The sequence below is a fragment of the Streptomyces sp. MspMP-M5 genome, assembly GCF_000373585.1.
Taxonomy (GTDB): Bacteria; Actinomycetota; Actinomycetes; order Streptomycetales; family Streptomycetaceae; genus Streptomyces.
The window spans coordinates 98,164-118,195 of sequence record NZ_KB891907.1; the positions used below are offsets into that span (position 1 = coordinate 98,164).

Sequence of the window (20,032 nt, forward strand, 5' to 3'; positions counted from 1 at the left end):
CTGCACTCCTTCGGCCCATGCTGTGACGACCCCGGTTTCGTCCCACTGGCCATCCGCTCCCGCACACGCAACCTTCAGCTGCGAAGGACAGCGAGTACCAGCGCGCCCGGAGCCGGACGATCACCCGGTGCGAGAGCTCAACCGGCGTTCAGCAGGGTGCGTTGATACGAGCAGTGCATACGGCTCGGCGTTGCCGAGGTAAGGGGGCGTGTGCTCGCGTTCATCTGCTGAGTTGTCTCAAGTTCTTCCACTACGGCGTCGCCAGGCCCCAGAACAGTGCCCAGGGAAGGAACAGTGCGCTCGCGAGCCCCAGTAGCCCGAGTTGGACGTTGGTCCGGCGTGAGACTGAAGCCCTGACTCGCCACCAGCCCACCGCTGTTGCCACGGCCGCCAGAGCCGTCCCGGCTGTCAGAAGTTGCAGGACGAGCCAGATGATTGGACGGTTGCCGAGCATCGGGCCAGTGGTCAGCGTGATCGTCACGAAGCCGAGGTAGCCCAGGAAGCCGAGCAAAGTGGTCAGTCCTGCGGCGGCCAGCCATCGCGACGTCCAGCCCACCCCGGCAGCACAGGGGCGCCTGCGCAGGCGGCGTACCAGTTCCCCCAGCAGATGTGCCGCGAAAGAGACGACCATGAGGACAAATGCTGCGGTCTGCGCTGCGGGTCCCAGGTATTCGGGGAGAGGGGCCAGAGCGTGGCTTCGCCTCGTCTGGTGCGGCAGAGCATCGTTGATCCGGTGCCCCTGTCCGGCGACCCAGGATGCGATGGTGTCGACGTAGCCAGGCACCAGTTGCTCGCCCCGCTGGAACCCGTCGGCAGAGGTGTGCAGTTTGTGATCGGCGTGGGGGAAGAAGCGGAGGGTCACGTCGGTGTTGCCGCTGTCCCTCAGCGCCTTCTCGATGGCGGCGGCGCTCTCCGCCGGGGGCGACTGATGGTCGTCACCCCAGATGGCGAGGACTGGCTGGCGCAGGCGCCGCAGCGCCGGCAGCGGGTCGTAGTTCGCCTCGGGGAGCAGGCCGGCGCCTGAGACGAACCGCGTGCCGGTGACGGATACCGTCCGCAGCAGCGATCCTGCGACGCCTTCGTGCCGAAGTCTGTTCTCGAGGTACCACGCCGATTGCCGGGCCGGGGACACCCCGGATGCTCCGACCAGTACCACGTACGAGACCTGTGCCGAGCGCGAGGCCGCAAGCGAAACAACCCAGCCTCCCTCGCTGAACCCCCAGAGCCCTACCTTGAGGGGATCTACATCGGCGCGCCCGTGCAACAACCGGACGCCCGCCAGGGCATCTTCGGCGAGTTGGGCATAGGACCGCTGTGTCAGCGAGTATCCCGTGGTCCGTTTGTCGTAGCTGAGGACCACGAACCCGGACTGCGCCATGGCCTGTGCCTCGGCCCGGTACTTCGCCCGTGTCTCCGGGCCCGAACCGTGCACCAGCACGATGCCAGGCCGCCGTCGTCGTGCCGGCCCAGCGGGTGCTGTGACCGTGCCGTGCAGTGTCACGTCCCCGCTGCGGAACTCCACACTCTGCTTGATGCCCTGACCCCCCTGGGCGGGACCCGCCACGGCCGCCCCATTTGCCGTCGCCACAGTTGCCAGCGCGGCGATCAGACACATAACCCACCAGGCCCGCATACCGCCCCCTGATCTTCAAGAACCGCCGCCCGAAAGTCTCGGTCGGTTACTCCTCATCGACCTTGCTGCATATAGCAGCGACAGCCCATCCAGCAGCCCCTTCAGGCGTGAGGGGGGATAGCGCCACCCACCACCTGAGGGAAACTCGTCCGGCGTGTGCAGAGTTGCGAACGGATGCCCGAGATCGTTCCGCATCGTCTACGGCCACTGAACCAACCACCACAGGTCCCTGGAGGTTTAGGTATTACCCAGCCGAGGAATGAGTTACCCATGCGAGTAACAGATGGGATGAGCGAGGTGAGCGAGTCGTCCGCCGGCTCTCCCGAGCGGTCGTTGGCCGCGAGTGCGCGGCGGGCGCAGATCGTGGAGGCGGCGATCGAGACCCTGGCCGAGTGTGGTCACGGGCAGACGACGTTCGCGCGGATCAGACAGCGGGCGGGGATCTCCAGCACCCGATTGATCTCCTACCACTTCGGCACCAAGGGGGAGTTGATGGACGCCGTCCTGGAAGAGGTCGGGCTGCGCGCGCACCAGGCGATCTCACAGCGCGTCGCGGGCGAGTCTTCGGCGTCCGGCGCGCTGACGGCCCGGATCGAGGCGCAGGTGGAGTGGGTGGCGCACAACTCGTCCGCGGTGCGGGCGATGTCGGAGATCTGCCGTAACGAGCGGGACGCGGAGGGCGTGTTGCGCTACGGCGTGGAGGTCACGGCACGGGCGAACGTCGAAGGGCTGGAGCCCATCTTGCGTGCGGGGCAGGAGAGTGGGGAGTTCCGCCAGTTCGACACGGGGCTGATGGCGCTCACCCTGAAGTCGGCGATCGACGCGGCGATCGTGCGCATGGCGCGTCCGCCGCGCCTGACCCTGGCGCAGTGTGTGCATGAACTGACCACACTGGCCCATCTCGCCACCAGGAAGGAGTCGTGACGGCTCGCGCCGGACGCCCCGGGAACCGCCGCCTGTTGTTCCAACTCGTGTGGGACGTGGGTGCGCCCATCGCCTTGTTCTACGTGCTGCGCGGGCTGGGTGCGAGTACGTTCGTCGCGCTGTTGGCCGGTGCGGTGCTGCCGGTGGTGACGGCGGGGGTGTACTGGTTGCGGGACCGACGCTTGGAGGGGATGGCGGCGTTCATGGCGGGGGTGATGCTGCTGGGGACGGTGATCTCGCTGATCAGCGGGGGCACGCGGTTCATGCTGGCCAGGGACGGTTGGGTGACCGCCGCGGCCGGACTGTGCTTCCTGGGATCGGCATGGACCAGACGCCCGCTGGCCTACCTGGGGGCACGACCGTTGCTGGAGGGACGGTTCCGCTCCGATGGGACACCGTGGGAGACCCTGTGGGAGAACGAGGCGACCTTCCGGCGCATCTGGCGTATCTCCACAGTGATTTGGGGCGTCGCCCTGCTCGCCGACGCCGTGGCGCGGGTCGTGATGTCGTACACGCTGCCGGTCGACGTCGTGCCTGGACTCGGTGGTCTGCTCTGGCCCGCCACGATGGTGCTGCTGCAATTGGTGAACGGCGTCTACTACCGGGCAGCGGGCCTGTGGCGACTGACAGCGGGCTACGGCCCGGGCGGGAGGCGGACGGCATGATGCTGCACGTTCGTGACCATGGCGGCGACGGCCCGCCGCTGGTTCTGCTGCACGGTGCCGGCCGGTCGCTCGCCGACTGGGATGCGTCGGCCGCGGTGCTCACCGCGGAGCAGCGTGTCCTGGCCGTCGACCTTCCCGGGCACGGCCGTTCCCCCGACATCTCTTCCTGGGCCGTCTCCGACGTACTGCGGAGCATCGAGGACACACTGGAGGCGCATGGGGTACCGGAGGCGATTCCGGTCGGCACCTCGCTCGGTGGGCTGATAGCCGTCGAGTACGCGCGCAGGCACCGTGACCGCACCCCGGCAGCAGTCGATCTGGACGGCTTCTGGTGGGGGAAGCCCGGCCAGTACCCCGGCTCCGAGCGGGTGGGGGAGCGACTACGGGCCGCGGCCGGGGCTGTGGCGCCACCTGACTACATCGAGCAGCAGATCACGCATGCCGGGCGGTACGGGATTCCGCCCGAGCGCGCCGAGGCCGCAGCCCGCGGCGCCGTGCGACCGCTGCCCGATGGCCGCTGGCAGACGCTGCCGGAGCGGACCCCGGCGCTGGAAATGTACGCAGAGCTCGACAGACTTGGGGCGCCCGGTGTCACCGCCTGGCTGGAAGGGGTGGCATGCCCGCTCCTGCTGGTACAGGCTGGCCGGCCTCAACCGCCGGGGCCCACGGCGGGCTGGTTCGCCGACCTCACCGCCCGGTTCGCACGAGGACTCGGCCAAGAACTGGCCGAACTCTCCCGCAACCGGCCGACGATCACAGTCGCCCAGATCGACGCAGGACACCCCATGGTCCTGCAAGCCCCCCAAGCAGTGGCGACGCTGATCACCAGATTCGTCCGGGGCCTGCCGGGCTGAGGACGCGTGCAGATAGGCGATTGGGGGCCCCACCGTCCAGGATGGCGTCATGGCCGACAAAGCAGGCGTGCGCCACCAGTCCCGCGCGGGAGACCAGCAACGCGGGCAGCGCGGCACGGTGTTACCCGTAGCGGTCGATCGCGCGCCACCCCGGGGCTGATTGCGACGCTGGCCAGGATGAAGATGTCAGGTTCCGCACGACCCAACTCCAAGCATTCTGGGGCTGCTTGCAATTGTGTGGAAGGTTGTAGCGTGGTGCGACACCTGGCATCGGATCTCGACCCCGGACGCCGCGGAGGGCTCGGCACGGCGGGCCGCATGACCCCCGGGAGTCGATCTGTTTCCCGGCGTAGCGCCGCCGATGCTGACTTTGTGCTGACTTGCTGACCTCGAAATACCCCCTGACCTGCAACGATGTCTTGCCGTGCCTCTTCGGCTTCAACATCCACCGTCGCACCGACGGCACCGTCAGCTTTCCCACCCTCTTCCTCGCCACCTCCGCACACGACATCCCCTTCGAGACCGACCTGTTCTTCACCAAACCCGCCGCCCTCCCCATCGCCTGGAACCCCGCCTGACCGCCAACGAGCACCTGGATCAGGGTGCCGAGAACGATGGAGAGCAGGCGTCACGTGACGGTGATGTGGGCCGCGGACTTCGCGTAGAGCGGCGCTGCCCAGGTGCGCGGGAGTCTTCGCGGTGTTCGGCGGGCGCTCATGACTTGCGGCCTGGCGAGGCGGAGGAGGGGGACCGTCGTCCGTACTCCGTGGACTTCTCCACCAAGACCTGCTGCGAGGGGTCCCACGCGTAGACGGTGCGGACTTCGTAGCCGGGCTTCGCCGTGGAGTCGTACTCGATCAGCTTGCCGTCGACCACCTCCATCGACCGTGGAAGACCACCGGCGTTCATGATCCGGTTCACCAGCCCATCCTTGACCGTGAAGACCCAGATGCGCAGGAGGTCGCGGCCTGCGATGCCGACGATCAGCTCGTCCTTCCCGTCGCCGGTCAGGTCGTGGTATTCAGGGGCCCGCGCGGGGCAGGCCGCCGGCTTGGCGGCACAGTTGCGGATCTTGTTCTTGATGTCCTGGTCGAAGTCGTAGGGCGAGGCGCCGAGGCGGTCATCGGCGTCGAGTTGTGCCTGGACGATGGCGAGCATGGGCACTTTCCGGATGTCCCCAGACGGCACCCGGGGCAGTGCGGGCAGGGGCATGGGTGCCTGGCCTCCTTCCGGGGCCGGAGAGGGCGGCCGCCAGGGCGGGCTGTCCGGCCACAGCTGTACCGGACCGGAGACGGGGGCGGCGTGTCCCGCACTCTTCGGCGCGTCGTCCTGCGCACACCCGCCCAGCAACGCTGCTGTGCCCAGCATCACGCTTGCCAGAGCCGCTGCTCGTACGGCAGAGGGCGAGTGCGGGTTCCGGTCGGCAGGCATCGAACTTCCTTCGCAGAGAATGGGGTTGGGACATAGGGGCCGCAGATGTCTTCCGTGATCGGATTCGACCGGCTGGCCATGGCCGGGGGCCGGGCTCTTTCTTACGGCACGAGGGCGTTCTTACGACAAGGGCCCCGCGGCCTCCCGGAGTTCCGGCCGGGCGCCGGTTCGGAGAGGTCCACCTGACGGGAACCGCACTCCGCCCAACGGTGAGGGAATCCCGGACCGTTCTGGGTGGGCCGCAGCCGCTGGGCGGCGTCGGTCATCCGGCGAGTTGTCGTTCGAGCGGTGTGCGGTAGCAGGGGGTGACGCGGGTGCGGCCCAGGAAGGTGGTCAGGCGCCCGAGTTCGGCGGTGATCGCCGTGCGCGCCTCTCGGCCGGGGTCGGTGAGGAGGTGGTGGTTGAGGTGGCCGTTGGGGTGTTGGGCCCAGGCGCCGATGATGTGGCCGTTCCACCAGATGGTGGGGCCGATGTTGCCGTTGCGGTCGAACAGGGCTCCGGTGTGGTCGGGGTCGAGGTACCAGTCGCGGTGGCGCCAGCCCATGGCGGTGGGGTCGAGGCTGGGCAGCAATGCCACTGCGGGTTCCGGGGCGGGGGCGGGTTCGAGGTCGTCGGGCAGGAGGTAGCCGGTGCCTTCGTCGAGTTCGACGGCCTGGGCTCCGGTCGCGGCGAGGGTCTTGCGCGTGGTGGTGAGGTTCCAGCCGGTCCACCACTTCAGGTCCTCGACGGTGACCGGTCCGAACGCCGCCAGGTAGTGGCGGGCCAGGGTGGTCATCGCCGTGGCGGCGGGGACTTCCGGCAGCGGCTGGGCTGGGGCCCAGCGGAACTGCGCCGAGGTCCAGGAGCCGGCCGGGCGGGCGCGCCGGATGCGGCCCTGTGCGGCGAGCACGCCCAGGACCGGTGTGCTCGCGCGCTGCCGGGACTGGTAGGGCTTGCCGGGGAAGGTGACGATCTGTTCACGCAAGTCGGGTACGTCGGTGGCGAGTTCGGCTGCGGTGGCCTGGCCGCGGGTTGTGAGGGCGTCGAGGGTGGCCTGCTCCACGGCCGTGTAGCGCCGCTCGTCCCAGCCGAGGGCCTTGGCCAGGGTGGCGAGGGCGTCGGCGCGGTGGCGGTGGGTGTCTTTGACGGTGGCTGCGTGCACGGCGGGGGCCAGCGCGGCCGGGACGACGAACATCGTGCGGCGCATGCAGCGTATGCGCGCCAGCTCGGCGGTGTCGTACAGGGCCCGGTCGATGGCGCCGACGGTGGGCGCCTGCATACGGGCCGCCGCGGCAAGGAAGACGGTGGCCGGATCGGTGGCGTGCAGGGCAACCATGGCGCCGGCCACCTCCTGGGGTGTTGTTGCCCTGCTGGAGGGGGTGAGGAGGTGCCGCCGGACCAGGCGGGCACGGCGTTCGGCGGCGGTGATGCGGGGCAGAGCGGTCATATGCGGTTCCGGGGCCGGGACGTCAACGGGAGCCGTGAATCGTCAGCAGGAGTTGTGAATGGTCAGCGGGAGCCGTGGATGCAAAACGGCTGGCCGGACGGGTCAAGCAGGACGGTCCAGTGCTTACCGCCGGGCTGGTGGCCGGGCTTGGTGGCGCCGAGGTCCAACAGTCGCTTCTCCGCCGCGTCGACGTCGGTGAACCTCAGGTCCATATGGAAGGGCAGGTCCTTCTCCGGCCAGTTGGGGGCCGTGAAGGACTCGGATGTGTAGAACAGGTACATCGCCTTGCCGACGTAGAGGGCGAAGGCGACCTCCTTGCCCTGCTCGTCGGGGTACGTCTGGCTGACCTTCGTGCCGAGGGCGGCGGCGTAGAACTCGGCCAGCTCGCGTCCGTTGCGGGCCCACATGGCGTGGCAGATGATCTTCCCCGACAGGGCGTTCCCGGAGTTCTCGCTGGGCATGGTGCATGTTCCTTGCGGTGGGTTGCGGTGCCTTGGTGCGGTCGGTGGTGACCGTAGGTGGGATATAGGGCGGTGGGTGTCCTAGAGGGCGGGTGCGGGTTGGGTGACGCCCTGCGCCCGTGCGGTCGCGCCCTGGCGAGGTGCTGGTCAGCGGACGACCTTGAGGCCGTGGTGCTCGTGCCCGAGGGCGCGGGTGAGGGCGAGGTAGAGGGGTTGGAGCATCTCGGTGGCGCGGGCAGTGGTCAGGTCGCCGAGGTCGACGATGTCGCGCCAGCCATAGGTGGCCAGCAGGTCGGTGGTCTGCTGCTTGGCGTCGGCGTGGTCGCTGCTGAGCAGGACGGTGTGGTCGCCGTCGGCGAGGGCCGTGGGCTCGACCATCACGTGGGCGGCCATGGTGTTGAGCGCCTTGACGACCCGGGTTTCGGGGAAGGCGCGCTGGATTTGTTCGGCGAGGCTGTCGCCGCCTACGGGGTCCAGCAAGGGAGCTGGGATGCCCCAGAGGGTGGGCATGGGCCGGTCGACGGAGGTCATGAAGTCGTTGGGGACGGCGGTGTCGATCAGGGTCTTGCCGGCGAGATGGTCGGCTCCGGCGGCGTGCAGGGCGTCGAGGGTGGCATGGCCGGCGGTGGCGTTGATCAGCAGGCCCGCGCCCGCTGCGGCGGTGGCGAAGCCGGCGAGACGTACGCCGGGGTGTTGTGTGAGCCAGGGCTGGATGGGCGGTGTGCCCATAGTGTCGGGTTCGGTGCGGGCGAGTGTCGCTTCCACGTCGCGGGTGCCGATGGTGACCTGGTGGCCCAGGGTGGTGAGGCGGGCGGCGTGGGCGCGGCCTACCGCGCCGGTGCCGAGTACGGCTATGTGCATGTCGAGATCCTCGTAGTGGTGGAGGCAGGGGCGGTGGCGTGACCGCCCCTGCCACGAGTTCGGGGTGTCCGGGTGGGCGCGCTGGGGGTGGTCACCACTCCTGGCGCTGGGTGACGCCGACGACGTAGCCGTTGGGGTCGGTGAAGTAGAAGAGCTTCTGCCCGTGGGACTCGAACGGTTCCTTGACCACCTTGACCAGAGGGCGGACTTTCTCCACGTAGGCGTCGAAGTCGTCGACGGCGAGGTAGAACATGCCGAACGCGCCGATGGGGGTGTCCTTCAGCACCGGCAGCCAGTTCCGCAGGTCCTCGTCCTTGTTGACCATCAGAGCGAACTCGCCCTCGAAGAGCAGCAGACGGATGTCGTCTTCCTGGCTCGGGTCGGCGGGCAGCGCGGTGAAACCGATCTGCTCGTAGAAGTCACAGGCCGCCTGGGTGTCCGGCACGCCGAGGCAGGGGGAAATGCGGGGGGCCTTCATCAGGGTCACTCCTTGGGAGAAATGGCGGAACATCGACACGAAGATCCGGTGCGCCCACGTCCCGCGTAGGGGATCCGGGCGGGAAGGGCTTCCCTTCCCCGGGAACTGTTCCGATCTGTTCCACGACGGGGAGCCTTTCGCTCACCTCCAGAACCAGTACATTAGTACTGTAAGCGCCGCTCGATGGAGGCGCAACAGGGGCAGGCGGGCGAGCGCCACCTCGCCTGGACGCCCTGGAGTCCAGTGGGGGTGGTGATTGTGGGGGTGTGAGCTGCGTAGACGTCGCTTATCACGCTCGACGCCATCACGCCAGGTTCGTTAAGATGTACAGTACGTATGTACTTGAAGGTGGTCCGAGGGAGAAGGAGACGACATGGCCGGCAAGCCTGCTCCGGCGGGGCGGCGGCGCCGTGACCCGCAGCGCAGGATCGAGGAGATCGCCGCGGCCACGGAGAAGGTGATCGCCGAGCGCGGCATCGAAGGGCTGACCCATCGCGCCGTCGCCGAAGTGGCCAGTGTCCCCCTGGGGGCGACCACGTACCACTTCGCCACCAAGGACGATCTGATCACCGCAGCCCTGCAGCGGTCAGTGGACCAGTTCGCCGCCTATCTCGACGACTGGGTCGCCCAGCGCCCCGACCTCACCCACGACCAGCTGACTGTGCTGCTCACCGACGTCCTCATGGGCTGCTTCGGCCCACAGCGAGCACAGCAGGTGACGGAGTTCGAGCTCTACCTCGCCGCCCTGCGCCGCCCCGCCCTGCGTGCGATCGCCGACCGCTACGTCGAACTGACCGTCCACGCCCTGGCCCACTACACCGACCCGGTCACCGCCACCGCAGCAGCAGCCGCCATGAACGGCCTCACCCTGCGCGGCCTGGCCGGCACCGAAACCCCCTCCCGTGCAGACGTAGAAGCCGTCATGCGCCGCATCCTCACCCCCAACCCGGCCATGAAGGGCTGAAAGGTTTTCCCGGAGGCCGCCTGCGAACAGGGGCTGTGCCTGCACGATTCCGATGCCTTCGCCGACGTCCACCTGGTGACCACGGCCCGCTACAGCGAGGTCGCCACCCTGCATGAACGCCGGTGTGAGAGGACGGCCTGTGCCGGAGGGCGGCAGCTGGCCACGTAGGCTGCGGGCCCTGGTAGCGGTGCCACCCACCAACGAGACACGCCTCATACCGGCAGAGCGCGGTAGGAGAACAAGCTCAGCGCGTGAGCACACACCCAACCGCGACGCCGAGGAAGAGCATGCCTCCGAAGAACAGGCCGACGATCCGAGAGAGGCGGTACTTCCGGGTGAATACCCTGGCGCTTTCCGGCCGTTCGGGCAGGTAGGCGACCGGTACATGGGTTCCGAGGGCCAGCCCCGTCCCCGTCGCGGCGGGCCGGAACCTGACGGGTCGGCCCTGCCGGTCGGTGAACTCGATGACCGGCGTCGAATAATCGTCCGCCGACGTGTGCTCCTGGTCCACCACCACCCCCTCGGCGTACAGCCCGTAGCGGCCCAGCCGCATCTGCAGCCGTGCCTCCCGGGCGCCAGCCCACAGACTCACCAGGCCCGCCAATACGGCGAGCCCGATACCGATCGTCTCACCCATCATCCGTCCGCTGCTCTCCCTCGCACAGCGCCCACCCCGCACGGGCCGCGCATCAGGAGGACGCGGCACGCAGCCCGATGGTTCACGAAGGCGCGCGGGCATACCGACTCCTCGGGGTCACGTAGTCGTGGCGGGGGCCACGAGGGCCGGTAGCCGCCCTCGCCGTCGGGTACGCGACGGCCGTCCCTCTAGACCGGCCGTAATACAAGACCGTCCTGCTTCCCCAACCTCGTCCGGGTCGCCGCACCGCGCACAGGGTCCCATCTTGGCGAACGCGAGAGCGCGTCCGATCCCACTGGTGGATCCGCTGACTCAGTACCGTGCGCCGTGGTCGCGGCCGGGCTCAAGCAGGTGTCCCTCTGAGCCCAGCCGCGAACGGGGTCACTTGCTGCGGATACTCCAGACGCCGTCATCATCAGTAGCCGCGTCGCGGAGCGCCGCCCAGGCGGTGCCGTCGATCTTGAAGGTGTCGAGGAGGTAGGTGGAGATCGCATCCGCGACAAAGGCGACGCGATCCGGGTCTTCGTCGGTGGTCTCGGCGACCTTCTCGCCGGCGATGCCACCGAGAGTGTGCTCGCCTTCGGCGAGGGTGAGCAGGCTCTTCGGCGCCGGGCTGAGGTGGTAGGCGTCGGTGAACCAGTCAGGTCCGCGGGTGGACATCGCCGACTGGTCCTTGCCACCGGCGATGACCAGCGCCGGGGTGGCCATAGTGGAATAGTCCGGCCTCATGAACGGCAGGTGCTCGGCCGCGAACGCGGTGAGGGTGTCACCCGTTCCGGTCGCCGCGATCAGCGCACCGGCCTTGACCGCAGGGTGGGAGAAGTCCTCATCCGACACACCGTCAGCGTCGAGGACGCGGGCGCCGAGGAGGGTGCCGGCGGTCTGGGCGCCCCAGGAGTGCCCGACCGCGGCGATCCGGTCGTGCGCGATCCGGACGTCCATGCCACCGGCCTTGGCGAGTATGCCGTCGAGGTTGTCGAGGATCGCATGGAGGTCGTCGATGCGTGTGCGCCAGATGGTGCCGAACCGCGGGTCGTCGAACCCGATGCCGTTGCGGCGGGAGTCCAGATGGGTCGGCTGCACGACGACGAACCCGGCCGCGGCCCACCGGTCGACAAGGGGCCCGTACCCGTCCAGCGACCACGCGTTGCCGTGTGAGAACACGATGACCGGCAGGTTTTCGCCCGACACCGGGGCGGTGACCTTCACCTGCAGCTCAATGCCGCGGCCGGTTGAGGGGACGGTGATGGGCTTGACCGCAATGATCTGCCGGCCGAGTTGGTTGGTAGGCATGGTGACCTCGCCTTCTCTGGGATTGCCGGTTCTGCCACAATTCGACGGAACGCCGTTCCGCCAACATAGCGGAACATTGTTCCGCGAGTAAGGGAGAAGCTGTGCCGGAACCGTCCGGAGTCCGCCGAGCGGGGATGCGACGCACCCGCGAGGCCCTGCTGGAAGCGGCAGCGGCCGCGTTCGTGGAGCAGGGGGTGCAGGCCCCCATCCGTGATATCGCCGGACGCGCCGGCGTTGGCCTCGGCACCGTCTACCGGCACTTTCCGACCCGGGCGGACCTTGTCACCGCCGTATACCGGCACCAGATCGACGAGTGCGCCGCGCTGGCGCCGAAGCTCCTGCGCGACCCCATCCCGCCCGCCGTGGCGCTGACGCGGTGGATCGACTCATTCGTGGAGTTCCTGGTCACCAAGCACGGCCTCGGCGCCGCATTGCGGTCCGAGGACTCCAGCCTGCAGAACCTGCACACGCTCATGCTCGACACACTGGTGCCGGCGTGCGCGACGCTGATCGACGCCGGCGTAGCCGCCGGTGAGCTCGATCCGGATGTCACCGCGTACACGCTGATGCGCGCTGTCGGGAATCTGTGCATCCTTGGCGGCGACTACGACCGGACGGACGCGCAACGGATGGTCGCCCGCCTCCTCACCGGGTGCCGCCGAACGTCATAGTCGCCGCGTTCCGCTGAGACTGATCAGCACCGCCGGAACCGCTCGGCGTGCTCGCCGGCCCGCTGCCGACAGCCGAGAAGCCTGAACCGAGCGACGCTGGCGCCATGCCCGGGATCGGCGGTCGGGTGGCCGGCCAGCGGCGCGATCCGCGGACTGGCGAGGTACTCATTCCACGCGTGGGTGGGGGTGTGGAAGGAGACCGCGGTCCAGGCTTTGTCGACGGCGACCTCGGCGGTGAGGAAGGGTGCGCCGTCGGCGCGGTCGAACGCCTTGAGGTGCCCTCCCGGGTCGGTGACGGCGACGGCCGCCGTGAAGCCGATCCGGGAGGCGGCCGCGTGCACCGCCGCGATCAGTGCGCTGGCGGCGGCCTGGGTGATCGAGGGGGCGGGGGAGGACTTTTCGAGCGTGTCGGTGCTCATGAACGGATCCCTTCGTGGCTGTGTTGTGCGGGTGGCGCAGTGGCGGTCGGGGCCTCGGGACGTGGTCAGCGCAGTGGTGAGGCGGGGGTGGGGATCACGCGGGTGACGACGGTCTTCTCCGGGATCAGCAGGGCGTAGACGGCCGGTCCGATCTCGTTCTTCCAGCGGTCGTGGTCGTAGACCGCCGTGTACAGGGCCTTGCTGTGGGCCTCGTCCTCGAAGCGTCGGATCCAGACGTAGCCGTCCTCGTCCTGGTCGTCGACGAAGGAGGCGGTCACGTCCATGCCCAGCGAGGTCTGGAACGGTATGACGGTGTCCTCCATGTAGCGCACCCACTCCTCGCGGCGTCCGGGCTGGGCCTGGTAGCGGCGGATCTCGTAGTACACGGTGCTCCTCCAAAGTGCTTGCCGATGTGGTCAGTTGGCGATGGTGAGGACGAGCTTTCCGCGGGTGCGGCCGGCCTCGCCGCGCGAGTGGGCCACGTCGGCCTGCTCCAGCGGGAAGGTCTCCTCCACCTCGACGGCGACGTGGCCGGCGTCGATCAGGTCGGCGATCGTCGTCAGGGCCGTGAGGTCGGCGACGGAGACGTTCTTGAGGAGGTCGGCGACGCTCATGCGCTCACCGCCCCGAGGAAGCGGATCTGTGCGCCGGCCGGACTCGAGACGATCTTGGACGGGTCAAATGTCGCCGGGGATCTTCCCCGTGTTCACGGTGCCGTGCCAGAGCAGCGCCGCCGGGACCTTGGTCACGCCGGGTGTGAACGGTGCTTCCGCGTATACGAGGCCGGCGAGCACTTCGCGGCCGTCCTTGGCCTCCGGGTCGTACGCCCCGTACAGGCCCGAGTCGGTGATCCGGCCGACTGGGACGCCGGAGTGGACGTAGCCGTGCGGCTGGGCGGCGGTCGGCTCGACGTAGTGGGCGTTCTTGGTGAGCTTGGTCAGGTCGAGGGTGATGGCCTCTGTGGAGTCGGTGCCGTGCCGGGAGGCGAGCCAGTCCCGGTTGGCGGTGACCGTCACAGAGGTGGTGTACGGCTGAAGACTCAACGCCGCGATCTCCTGGGTGTGCAGGGCGGTCGCGCACTCACCAGGGTGGTGGCGCGGTCCACGAGATACGGGGCGTGGTCCCCAAGACCGTTGAAAATGCGGGATGGGCTACGGCGCGGGAGGAAGGAGTCCCCGGCGGCGGGCCATCTCCAGCCCCGCCGCGCCAGGCTGCGAGCGGTTCCCGGACGGGCGCGGGGGCGGCACAGAGGCGGGGGCGCCGCTGGGGGCCGCCAGCACCCTGTCGCTGCCCGACGCTGTGCTGAACAGCTCCGGGCGCCGGCTCTTCAGCGCCTCGGCCGCCTCCCTGACCGTGGTCTCGTCGGCATCGTCGTCGACGCGCAGCAGCGCCAGCGCATCGTCCAGGTCCGCGCCGGTCGCACCGACACCAGCCAGCAGCGCACGGCGCGCGGCCTCCCGCTCCCGCGCTGCTGCGGCCGTCTCACGGGCGGCGAGCGACTGTTCGCGGACACTGAGCTCCTGCTCGCGCCGCTGCGAATCGCTCAACTGCTGCTCCGCAGCCTGGCGCTGGGCACGCACGAACTCCTCCAGCTCACCGAGGTTGGGAAAGTCCAACTTGTCCACCAGGCCGCGCACCGCCGCCCGGCCGCCCTGGTCCTTCTCCCGCGCCATCAACGAACTGAGCTGCTTCTGGCTGAGGGAGACCTGCGGTTCCTCATTGGACGGATCATCGGCGGACGCGCCGAGCACCGGGTGGATCGGACGCCCGTCACGGCGGTAACCGAGCACAGCAGAAGGGTCAGGCAGGCTGCGGGTCATGGAAGGGTGCGCTCCCTCTATGGCCCCGCGCCATTTCGAGTCTACGGAAGCCAACGTCGCGCCATCTACGGATGGACAGACAATCAGTACCCAACCTGGGTGATCTGAACGTTGGGATCTCTATCCGGGCAGTTCGACTGGATAGGACGCAGGAGGTGCCTTCGTGGCAAGAATAGAACTGTCGTATACGCCGACGGTCGAGGACTTCCAGGAGGCGTTGGGAGCTCGGGCCAAAGCGTCGAAAACCGCTCGTCGGATGCGCTGGCTGATAGCCGCAACGGGCGTCTGCATGACCATTGCGACGGTGCTGGCGTTGGTGAAGAACGGCAGCCGTGATCTGTCGCTACTCGTCAGCCGTGCAGGCAGGGTTGGACCCGTCGGCCATCCGTCCGCGCGTCCGGCCTGGTGAAGCCGTTGTGCCATCTTCAGCAGCAGCGCGTACTTGTGGGCACGGGCCAGCCGCATCGAGTCGACCAGCGAGTCCAGCGGACCAAGGCTGATCTGGAGGGCATAGCCGTTGGGCACGTCGGTGGGGTCGACCGTTCCCAGGCTGACGGCCGGCAGCCGGGCGTTGACCGCCGACCGGTCTCTTCGCCGCCGCGTCGTCATCGACGTCCAGCCACGTCACGGCGATGTCGGTCCAGTCGAGCTGCTTGGCGGCCTTGAAGGTGTGGTTGCCGGCCAGGATCTCGTTGGGGCGGCCGGTGAGCGTGCCGCGATTGACGACGATCGGCCGGTACTGGCTATGAGTGGACAGTGACTCGGTGATGGAGTCGAGGTCACCGGTGCGCGGGTTGCGGTGGTAGGGGGCCAGCTCGTCGACCGGGATGGCCAGGTCCGCGAGCGAGGCCGGTATGCGAGTAGCGGCAGACATGAGGCTCCAGCCCTACGCCCACCTTCGCGCCTAGGTGATCAAGCACTATCACCAGCCAGCTGAGGCGCCGCCAGTTTCGTGATGTCAGGGTGACGTCAAAGGTTTGTGCGGCGGCTTGGTGCACGCCCGCTCCCCTTGTTGGGTGGTGATCATCAGGGGGAGTGAAATGACGTACGCGGAAGAGGGGAAGCCGCCGACCGAGGCGGCTATGGTCGGTCGGCACAGGGATGTTGCCTCGGCGCGCAGGAGGCGGCGCACCAACCCGCGGGCCCGCAAGCGCCGACCGGGCGACAGTGAGGTCCCTTACCCCTCCCGGCCCGTGCTGGCCACGCTGTCGATTCCCTTATGCGCCATCCTGATCCTCGCTGGCGGCGCGCTGATGGCGTTTCCCTGGTGGATGGCGGTGCCCGGATTTCTGCTCTTCTTTGCGGGATTCCTCGGGTTTGTGTTCGCGGTGATCGCGCTCTGTCCCTCCGCGGTACTGCGCGGCATTGTGTGCGTGCTGCTCTTCGTTCCCATGCTCGCCACCGCACCGTCCGGTACGGAGGCGGCTCAAGCGGCGGTCCTCACGGCGCGGGGTGTGGCGACGGCGGGCACCATCGTGCGGATCAAGGAGAGTCACGGGAAAACCACCACATACCGGTGCACCGTCCACTACAACGATCGCGTCGAGGGGCCCGGATACGTCAGGTGCGGCAAAGACGATCGGGTCGGCGACCGGGTGCGGGTACTCCAGGATCCCGAGGAGATGGTGGACCCGCACTTCGACAGAGGAGCGGGCTGGGCGCGAAGAGAAGTGTCCTTCGCCGTGTCGAGCGGCGCCGCGCTGCTGGTCATCTCCCTGCCGTGCGTCGCCATCGGGGCCGTCCTGCGCCGCAGGGGTCTCCGTTCCGGCGCGGCCGCCGCCAACCCCTAGGCAGGGTCCGACGGGTCGTGTGGCCGGGTGGTGTCTGTATCGTTCCGGCCCTGGGGACGTTGCGCCTGATTCTCACGGCGCAACGTCCGGGCTTACGGCTATGGCTTCTGGAACGTCGCGGTGTAGACGCCGCTCTCGTGGGTCAGCCCGCCGGGCTGGGCGCATTGCTGCACGGTCGGTTTGGCGACATCGAGGACGGTCTCGACGGAGTCCCCTTGGAACTCACCGGCTGTCGCTTTGCCTTTGAAGATGCTGAGCATGTCGCTGCCGGTCGAGCTTGCGGCGAATCGGCCGCTGGCCGTGCTGGTCCTGCCGTTGTTCCAGTGGAACGTCAGAGTGACGGGGCCGCTGAAGAACGGTGTCAGGCAGGACAGGGTGAAGGTGCCGTCGAATGTCTCTGTCCTGCCGGTCAGAGTGGGGTCCGTGGAGGTGCAGCTCATGCGCTGGTCCGCGTGGAGGTGTACGAGCTGAGGCTGCAGCGTCAGGCCGGGGGTGAAGGTGTCCTGTTCTTGGCCCTTGCAGAGGACGTCGACGGCGACGGCGTGGGCGGCAGTTGCCGGCCCCGCCAGGGGGAAGGCCGCAGCGAGCAACAGCGCCGCTGCTGAGGCACGCAGCGATCTCCTGATCTTCAACGCACGCACGACAGCCCCTCTCGTTCCGGTGCGGGGTGCGGTGAGCCCGCCGAATACCAGCTATGCCCGTTCGGCTCGCCGTTGAAATGCCTCCGCAGGGGCGCACAGGCGCTACCCAGGGCGTGCACGACACGCTGAACACCTCCGCCAGATTCGGCGTGCCGTGCACGTAGGACACCTTGCGCACGGGCGCTGTCGATGAGTCAGCCGTACTCGACCGTCGGACCGTCCAGTCACACGACCTATCGGACACTGCCTAAGCCTGTCGGCCTGCGCTGGCCCGGCCCGCCGTGTCAGGTTCTCAGCCGTATCTGTCACCAGATCTCAAAGCTGGTCGTCACACACGAGGTGGACGAGGCGCAACGTGGCGCCTGACCGAGGGCTGTGACTTCGCACTTCGACTTGCGCCCTCGCATTCGACAGGATGGGTGCCATGACCGAGATTCGCACCCCCCGTCTCCTCCTCCGCCGCTGGTATGACGACGACCTGGCTCCCATGGCGGAGATCCATGCGGACCCGCAGGTCATGCGCTGGATCGGCGACGGTTCGGTTCGTGATCTGGAGCGCACGGCGGAGGACATCGAGCGGTGGGAGGAGGAGTGGGACGAGGAAGGGTTCGGCCTCTTCGCCGTTGAGCTGCTGGCCTCGGGTGAGCTGGCAGGCTTCGCGGGTCTTTCCGTGCCCACGTTCCTGCCTGAGGTGCTGCCTGCGGTGGAGATCGGCTGGCGGCTCGGTCGGCAGTTCTGGGGCCAGGGGTACGCGTCCGAAGCCGCTCACGCGGCACTGGAGTTCGCGCTCCAGGACCGCGGCCTCGACCGCGTCGTCAGCATCGCCCGAGTGGGCAACGACGCTTCCGAGAACGTGATGCGCAAGCTCGGCATGGTGCCGGAGCGCGAAACGAAGCACCCGGTGTACGGCCACCCGCTGCGCGTTCACACCATCGATCTCTCCGAGTTTCACGCGTGAACCGATCGGGCCGCCCCAACCGCCGTCATTCTGGCGTGGAGCAGGCGGCATGGCTAAACGCAGTAGGAATCTGCCGAGTCCGCGGGGCAGGACAGGGCGCTACCTGACAGAGGGGTCGGCGGGTGCGGTCTTGGTGACAGACATCCCCGCGATGTGTCGTCTACCTCTGCTACCTCTGCGAGGCACACGTGACCTGCGCGGATGCCGTGATCAAAATGGGCAGCCCAGACGCCATGTGTGATTCGCGGGCGGCGACCTCGCGTTGGAGGCGGGCGACGAGGTATTCCGGATGGGTCCAGGACTCCTTGCGGGCTCGTTCGGCCAGGCGGTCGGCGGCGGCCAGCAGGGCGGGGGCTTTGAGGGCCCGGGCGAGGAAGGCCAGGTCGGAGGTGGTCTGCTGGCTGGTGCGACGGCTGGCAGCCGGGGGCTTGCCTGTGGGCTGAGTCAGCACGGACTCGCCATCGACGGTGGGGGTGCGGGGCATCAGCCGGCCTCCTTGTCGCCGCCACCGTCGATCACGGTGAACAGTCGGTCATAGGTGCCGAGCTCTTGCTGTTCGACCTCGACCAGCGGGCCGGATCCGGTGCCGACGGCCTGGATCTGACCCGTCGGACGACGCCGGGCTCGATGCCGCATCATCGCTCCGGCCTCGGCGTGCTCGGGATCGGTGAAGGTCTGGTGGCGGGCCCAGCGGCGGACATGTCGAGCGACGATCTCCCCGTCGGTGGTCAAGGCGATGACCTTGTCGTTGTCGGTCAGCACGGTGACGTGGTGACCGATGGCGGCGGGGTCGACGGAGTAGTCACAGGTGTCGACGCGGACGTAGTGGTCCCGGCCCAGCCGGGTGGAGAACCGCCACCAGGTTGGCGGATCCACCGCCGGCAGGGTGAGCATCCCGGCCCGGTCCGCCTCCCACCGATCGAGTGGGCGGGCTCCCAGGGTCCGGTGGACGCGCCGGTTGGCGACCTTGAGCCAGGCGTCGAGCTGGGTATTGAAGTCGTCCGGACCGCTGACATGACGGCCGGGCAGGAACGAGGTTTCCAGATAGCCGTTGGCCCGCTCCACCAGCCCTTTCGCCTCGGGATCCCGCGGTCGGCAAAGGTAGATCTTGGTGGCGAGCAGGCCCGCGAACGCGGCGAATTCGCTGGTGGGACGTCCGCGGCCGACGCCGGCCTCGTTGTCCCAGACCGGCGTCTTGGGGACGGCCTGCCACTGTGACAGCAGCCGCCAGTGACCATGGATCAGGTCGCCGGTTCTTCGTGAGGGCAGCATCCGGGCGGCGATCAACCGTGAATACCCCGACACCATCACCAATACCGGAGGCCGACCGGTCTGGCCATGGCCCAGCGGGATCTGTGCTTCTGGGAACCACAGGTCGCATTGGGCCAGTTCACCGGGGCGGTAGGTCGTGCGGGAGACCGGATCGACGGGAACATAGGCTGGTCGAAGCTCGCGGATCCGGTCCTTGAGGATCGTCATCCCCCTCTCCCAACCGATCCGCTCGGCGATCATGGTCGCGGGCATCGTCGGTGTCTCCCGCAACAGCTCACGGATCTGCACTTCGACCGCGTCCACCACCGAACCCTTCGGCGGTCGCGCATACTTCGGGGGCCGGTCGCTGGCCAGGGCCCGCTTGACCGTGTTCTTCGAAAGGCCCAGGTGCCGCGCGATCGCACGGATCGGCATCTGCTCGGCCCGGTGCAGGCGACGGATCTCTGCCCAGTCCTCCACGAGGATCACCCTTCCTCCTGACCTTGATCACCAAGGCCAGGACCAGACGAAGATCACCAAGTGGGTCAGTTTTGATGTGCCGTCAGAGGGTCAAGATTCGGCCGACGCCGAGATCTGCCAAGTACTGCCCTGCGATGCGGCGGGCGTGAGCATCTGAGCGAGCTGGCCAACGGCTGGCGACCAGGCTGCGGTCGGCGAGGCCGGCTGCAGGTTCTGCGGTAGGGACTCCGACGCCCTCGCTCCAGATGGCCAGCGGTAGGACCGGGTGATGCCGCTTCTGGTGTCTGGATTCGCCGACGGCAGACAAGCTCGGGCACTCCTCTCCGGCCATCACGCTCGGTTACTATGCTCGCTTCATGCCGGAAGCCGGAAATA

The 20,032-nt window shown here is 68.4% G+C and carries 25 protein-coding genes and 1 pseudogene; 8 read left to right on the forward strand and 18 right to left on the reverse strand.

Features of this window, described 5'->3' with window-relative positions:
* Window positions 1–250 precede the first annotated feature (250 nt).
* On the reverse strand, window positions 251–1,522 hold the full coding sequence (locus tag B073_RS0125190) for an alpha/beta hydrolase family protein (RefSeq protein WP_158690219.1): 1,272 nt from the start codon (window positions 1,520–1,522) through the stop codon (window positions 251–253).
* A 381-nt stretch (window positions 1,523–1,903) separates the two neighbouring features.
* Between B073_RS0125190 and B073_RS41105 the strand changes: the two genes are divergently transcribed.
* From B073_RS41105 to B073_RS0125210, 4 genes are all read left to right on the forward strand, one after another.
* Window positions 1,904–2,557: a TetR/AcrR family transcriptional regulator gene (locus B073_RS41105; RefSeq protein WP_106731950.1), complete on the forward strand. Its 654-nt coding sequence runs from the start codon at window positions 1,904–1,906 to the stop codon at window positions 2,555–2,557.
* Entirely contained in the window at window positions 2,554–3,222 is a 669-nt protein-coding gene (locus B073_RS41110; protein WP_018540861.1) for a VC0807 family protein, read from the forward strand. The genes B073_RS41105 and B073_RS41110 overlap by 4 nt, the downstream gene beginning before the upstream one ends.
* Window positions 3,219–4,076 (forward strand): alpha/beta fold hydrolase, encoded by an 858-nt coding sequence (locus B073_RS0125205; protein ID WP_018540862.1) that lies wholly within the window; start codon window positions 3,219–3,221, stop codon window positions 4,074–4,076. The genes B073_RS41110 and B073_RS0125205 overlap by 4 nt, the downstream gene beginning before the upstream one ends.
* 380 nt (window positions 4,077–4,456) lie before the next feature.
* Window positions 4,457–4,654, forward strand: coding sequence for a hypothetical protein (locus B073_RS0125210; RefSeq protein WP_018540863.1), 198 nt, complete (start codon window positions 4,457–4,459; stop codon window positions 4,652–4,654).
* A gap of 136 nt (window positions 4,655–4,790) precedes the next feature.
* Here the strand turns inward: B073_RS0125210 and B073_RS0125215 are convergent, their stop codons facing one another.
* The 5 genes from B073_RS0125215 to B073_RS0125235 all read right to left on the reverse strand — a co-directional run bounded on the left by B073_RS0125215 (window position 4,791) and on the right by B073_RS0125235 (window position 8,733).
* Window positions 4,791–5,288: a hypothetical protein gene (locus B073_RS0125215; RefSeq protein WP_234025162.1), complete on the reverse strand. Its 498-nt coding sequence runs from the start codon at window positions 5,286–5,288 to the stop codon at window positions 4,791–4,793.
* A 481-nt stretch (window positions 5,289–5,769) separates the two neighbouring features.
* Window positions 5,770–6,933 carry a winged helix DNA-binding domain-containing protein gene (locus B073_RS0125220; RefSeq protein ID WP_018540865.1) on the reverse strand — a complete coding sequence of 388 codons (1,164 nt, stop codon included), beginning with the start codon at window positions 6,931–6,933 and terminating at the stop codon, window positions 5,770–5,772.
* A gap of 62 nt (window positions 6,934–6,995) precedes the next feature.
* Window positions 6,996–7,394, reverse strand: coding sequence for a VOC family protein (locus B073_RS0125225; protein ID WP_018540866.1), 399 nt, complete (start codon window positions 7,392–7,394; stop codon window positions 6,996–6,998).
* Window positions 7,395–7,541: 147 nt separating this feature from the next.
* Entirely contained in the window at window positions 7,542–8,255 is a 714-nt protein-coding gene (locus B073_RS0125230) for an NADPH-dependent F420 reductase (protein ID WP_018540867.1), read from the reverse strand.
* 91 nt (window positions 8,256–8,346) lie between these two features.
* Window positions 8,347–8,733 carry a VOC family protein gene (locus B073_RS0125235; RefSeq protein WP_018540868.1) on the reverse strand — a complete coding sequence of 129 codons (387 nt, stop codon included), beginning with the start codon at window positions 8,731–8,733 and terminating at the stop codon, window positions 8,347–8,349.
* A 373-nt stretch (window positions 8,734–9,106) separates the two neighbouring features.
* On the opposite strand from B073_RS0125235, the gene B073_RS0125240 reads away from it, so the two are divergent.
* A complete protein-coding gene (locus B073_RS0125240) occupies window positions 9,107–9,697 on the forward strand; it encodes a TetR/AcrR family transcriptional regulator (RefSeq protein ID WP_018540869.1) in 591 nt (196 codons plus the stop codon).
* Between the two features lie 244 nt (window positions 9,698–9,941).
* Here B073_RS0125240 and B073_RS0125245 read toward each other — a convergent pair whose 3' ends face one another.
* Together B073_RS0125245 and B073_RS0125250 are read right to left on the reverse strand one after the other, a co-directional pair.
* On the reverse strand, window positions 9,942–10,334 hold the full coding sequence (locus tag B073_RS0125245; protein WP_026247715.1) for a DUF3592 domain-containing protein: 393 nt from the start codon (window positions 10,332–10,334) through the stop codon (window positions 9,942–9,944).
* Window positions 10,335–10,715: 381 nt separating this feature from the next.
* Entirely contained in the window at window positions 10,716–11,627 is a 912-nt protein-coding gene (locus B073_RS0125250) for an alpha/beta hydrolase family protein (RefSeq protein WP_018540871.1), read from the reverse strand.
* A 134-nt stretch (window positions 11,628–11,761) separates the two neighbouring features.
* Here B073_RS0125250 and B073_RS0125255 point away from each other — a divergent pair, with 134 nt between their 5' ends.
* Complete coding sequence (locus tag B073_RS0125255) at window positions 11,762–12,298, forward strand: TetR/AcrR family transcriptional regulator (protein ID WP_018540872.1); 537 nt, start codon at window positions 11,762–11,764, stop codon at window positions 12,296–12,298.
* Between the two features lie 23 nt (window positions 12,299–12,321).
* Here the strand turns inward: B073_RS0125255 and B073_RS41115 are convergent, their stop codons facing one another.
* From B073_RS41115 to B073_RS49385, 7 genes and pseudogenes are all read right to left on the reverse strand, one after another.
* The gene (locus tag B073_RS41115) at window positions 12,322–12,717 is read right to left on the reverse strand and encodes a GlcG/HbpS family heme-binding protein (protein ID WP_018540873.1); all 396 of its coding nucleotides are present in this window, start codon (window positions 12,715–12,717) and stop codon (window positions 12,322–12,324) included.
* 65 nt (window positions 12,718–12,782) lie between these two features.
* Entirely contained in the window at window positions 12,783–13,103 is a 321-nt protein-coding gene (locus B073_RS0125265; RefSeq protein ID WP_018540874.1) for an NIPSNAP family protein, read from the reverse strand.
* A 30-nt stretch (window positions 13,104–13,133) separates the two neighbouring features.
* Entirely contained in the window at window positions 13,134–13,331 is a 198-nt protein-coding gene (locus B073_RS0125270; RefSeq protein ID WP_018540875.1) for a zinc-binding dehydrogenase, read from the reverse strand.
* 63 nt (window positions 13,332–13,394) lie between these two features.
* Window positions 13,395–13,760, reverse strand: a complete 366-nt coding sequence (locus tag B073_RS0125275; RefSeq protein WP_158690220.1) for a head decoration protein — start codon at window positions 13,758–13,760, stop codon at window positions 13,395–13,397.
* A 108-nt stretch (window positions 13,761–13,868) separates the two neighbouring features.
* Window positions 13,869–14,537, reverse strand: coding sequence for a hypothetical protein (locus B073_RS0125280; protein ID WP_018540877.1), 669 nt, complete (start codon window positions 14,535–14,537; stop codon window positions 13,869–13,871).
* A gap of 120 nt (window positions 14,538–14,657) precedes the next feature.
* On the reverse strand, window positions 14,658–15,146 hold the full coding sequence (locus B073_RS48175) for a hypothetical protein (RefSeq protein WP_234025163.1): 489 nt from the start codon (window positions 15,144–15,146) through the stop codon (window positions 14,658–14,660).
* Window positions 15,147–15,186: 40 nt separating this feature from the next.
* Window positions 15,187–15,411: pseudogene (locus tag B073_RS49385) on the reverse strand (ParB N-terminal domain-containing protein); the annotation flags it as partial.
* 319 nt (window positions 15,412–15,730) lie between these two features.
* On the opposite strand from B073_RS49385, the gene B073_RS0125285 reads away from it, so the two are divergent.
* A complete protein-coding gene (locus tag B073_RS0125285; RefSeq protein WP_158690221.1) occupies window positions 15,731–16,327 on the forward strand; it encodes a DUF3592 domain-containing protein in 597 nt (198 codons plus the stop codon).
* A 98-nt stretch (window positions 16,328–16,425) separates the two neighbouring features.
* Here B073_RS0125285 and B073_RS0125290 read toward each other — a convergent pair whose 3' ends face one another.
* Window positions 16,426–16,968 carry a hypothetical protein gene (locus tag B073_RS0125290; RefSeq protein ID WP_158690222.1) on the reverse strand — a complete coding sequence of 181 codons (543 nt, stop codon included), beginning with the start codon at window positions 16,966–16,968 and terminating at the stop codon, window positions 16,426–16,428.
* Between the two features lie 424 nt (window positions 16,969–17,392).
* On the opposite strand from B073_RS0125290, the gene B073_RS0125295 reads away from it, so the two are divergent.
* Window positions 17,393–17,926, forward strand: a complete 534-nt coding sequence (locus tag B073_RS0125295) for a GNAT family N-acetyltransferase (protein ID WP_018540880.1) — start codon at window positions 17,393–17,395, stop codon at window positions 17,924–17,926.
* Between the two features lie 169 nt (window positions 17,927–18,095).
* Here B073_RS0125295 and B073_RS0125300 read toward each other — a convergent pair whose 3' ends face one another.
* Both B073_RS0125300 and istA read right to left on the reverse strand, forming a co-directional pair.
* Entirely contained in the window at window positions 18,096–18,410 is a 315-nt protein-coding gene (locus B073_RS0125300; RefSeq protein ID WP_018540881.1) for a hypothetical protein, read from the reverse strand.
* Complete coding sequence (gene istA / locus B073_RS0125305; protein WP_018540882.1) at window positions 18,410–19,666, reverse strand: IS21 family transposase; 1,257 nt, start codon at window positions 19,664–19,666, stop codon at window positions 18,410–18,412. Before istA ends, B073_RS0125300 begins: the two co-directional genes overlap by 1 nt.
* Between the last annotated feature and the right edge of the window lie 366 nt (window positions 19,667–20,032).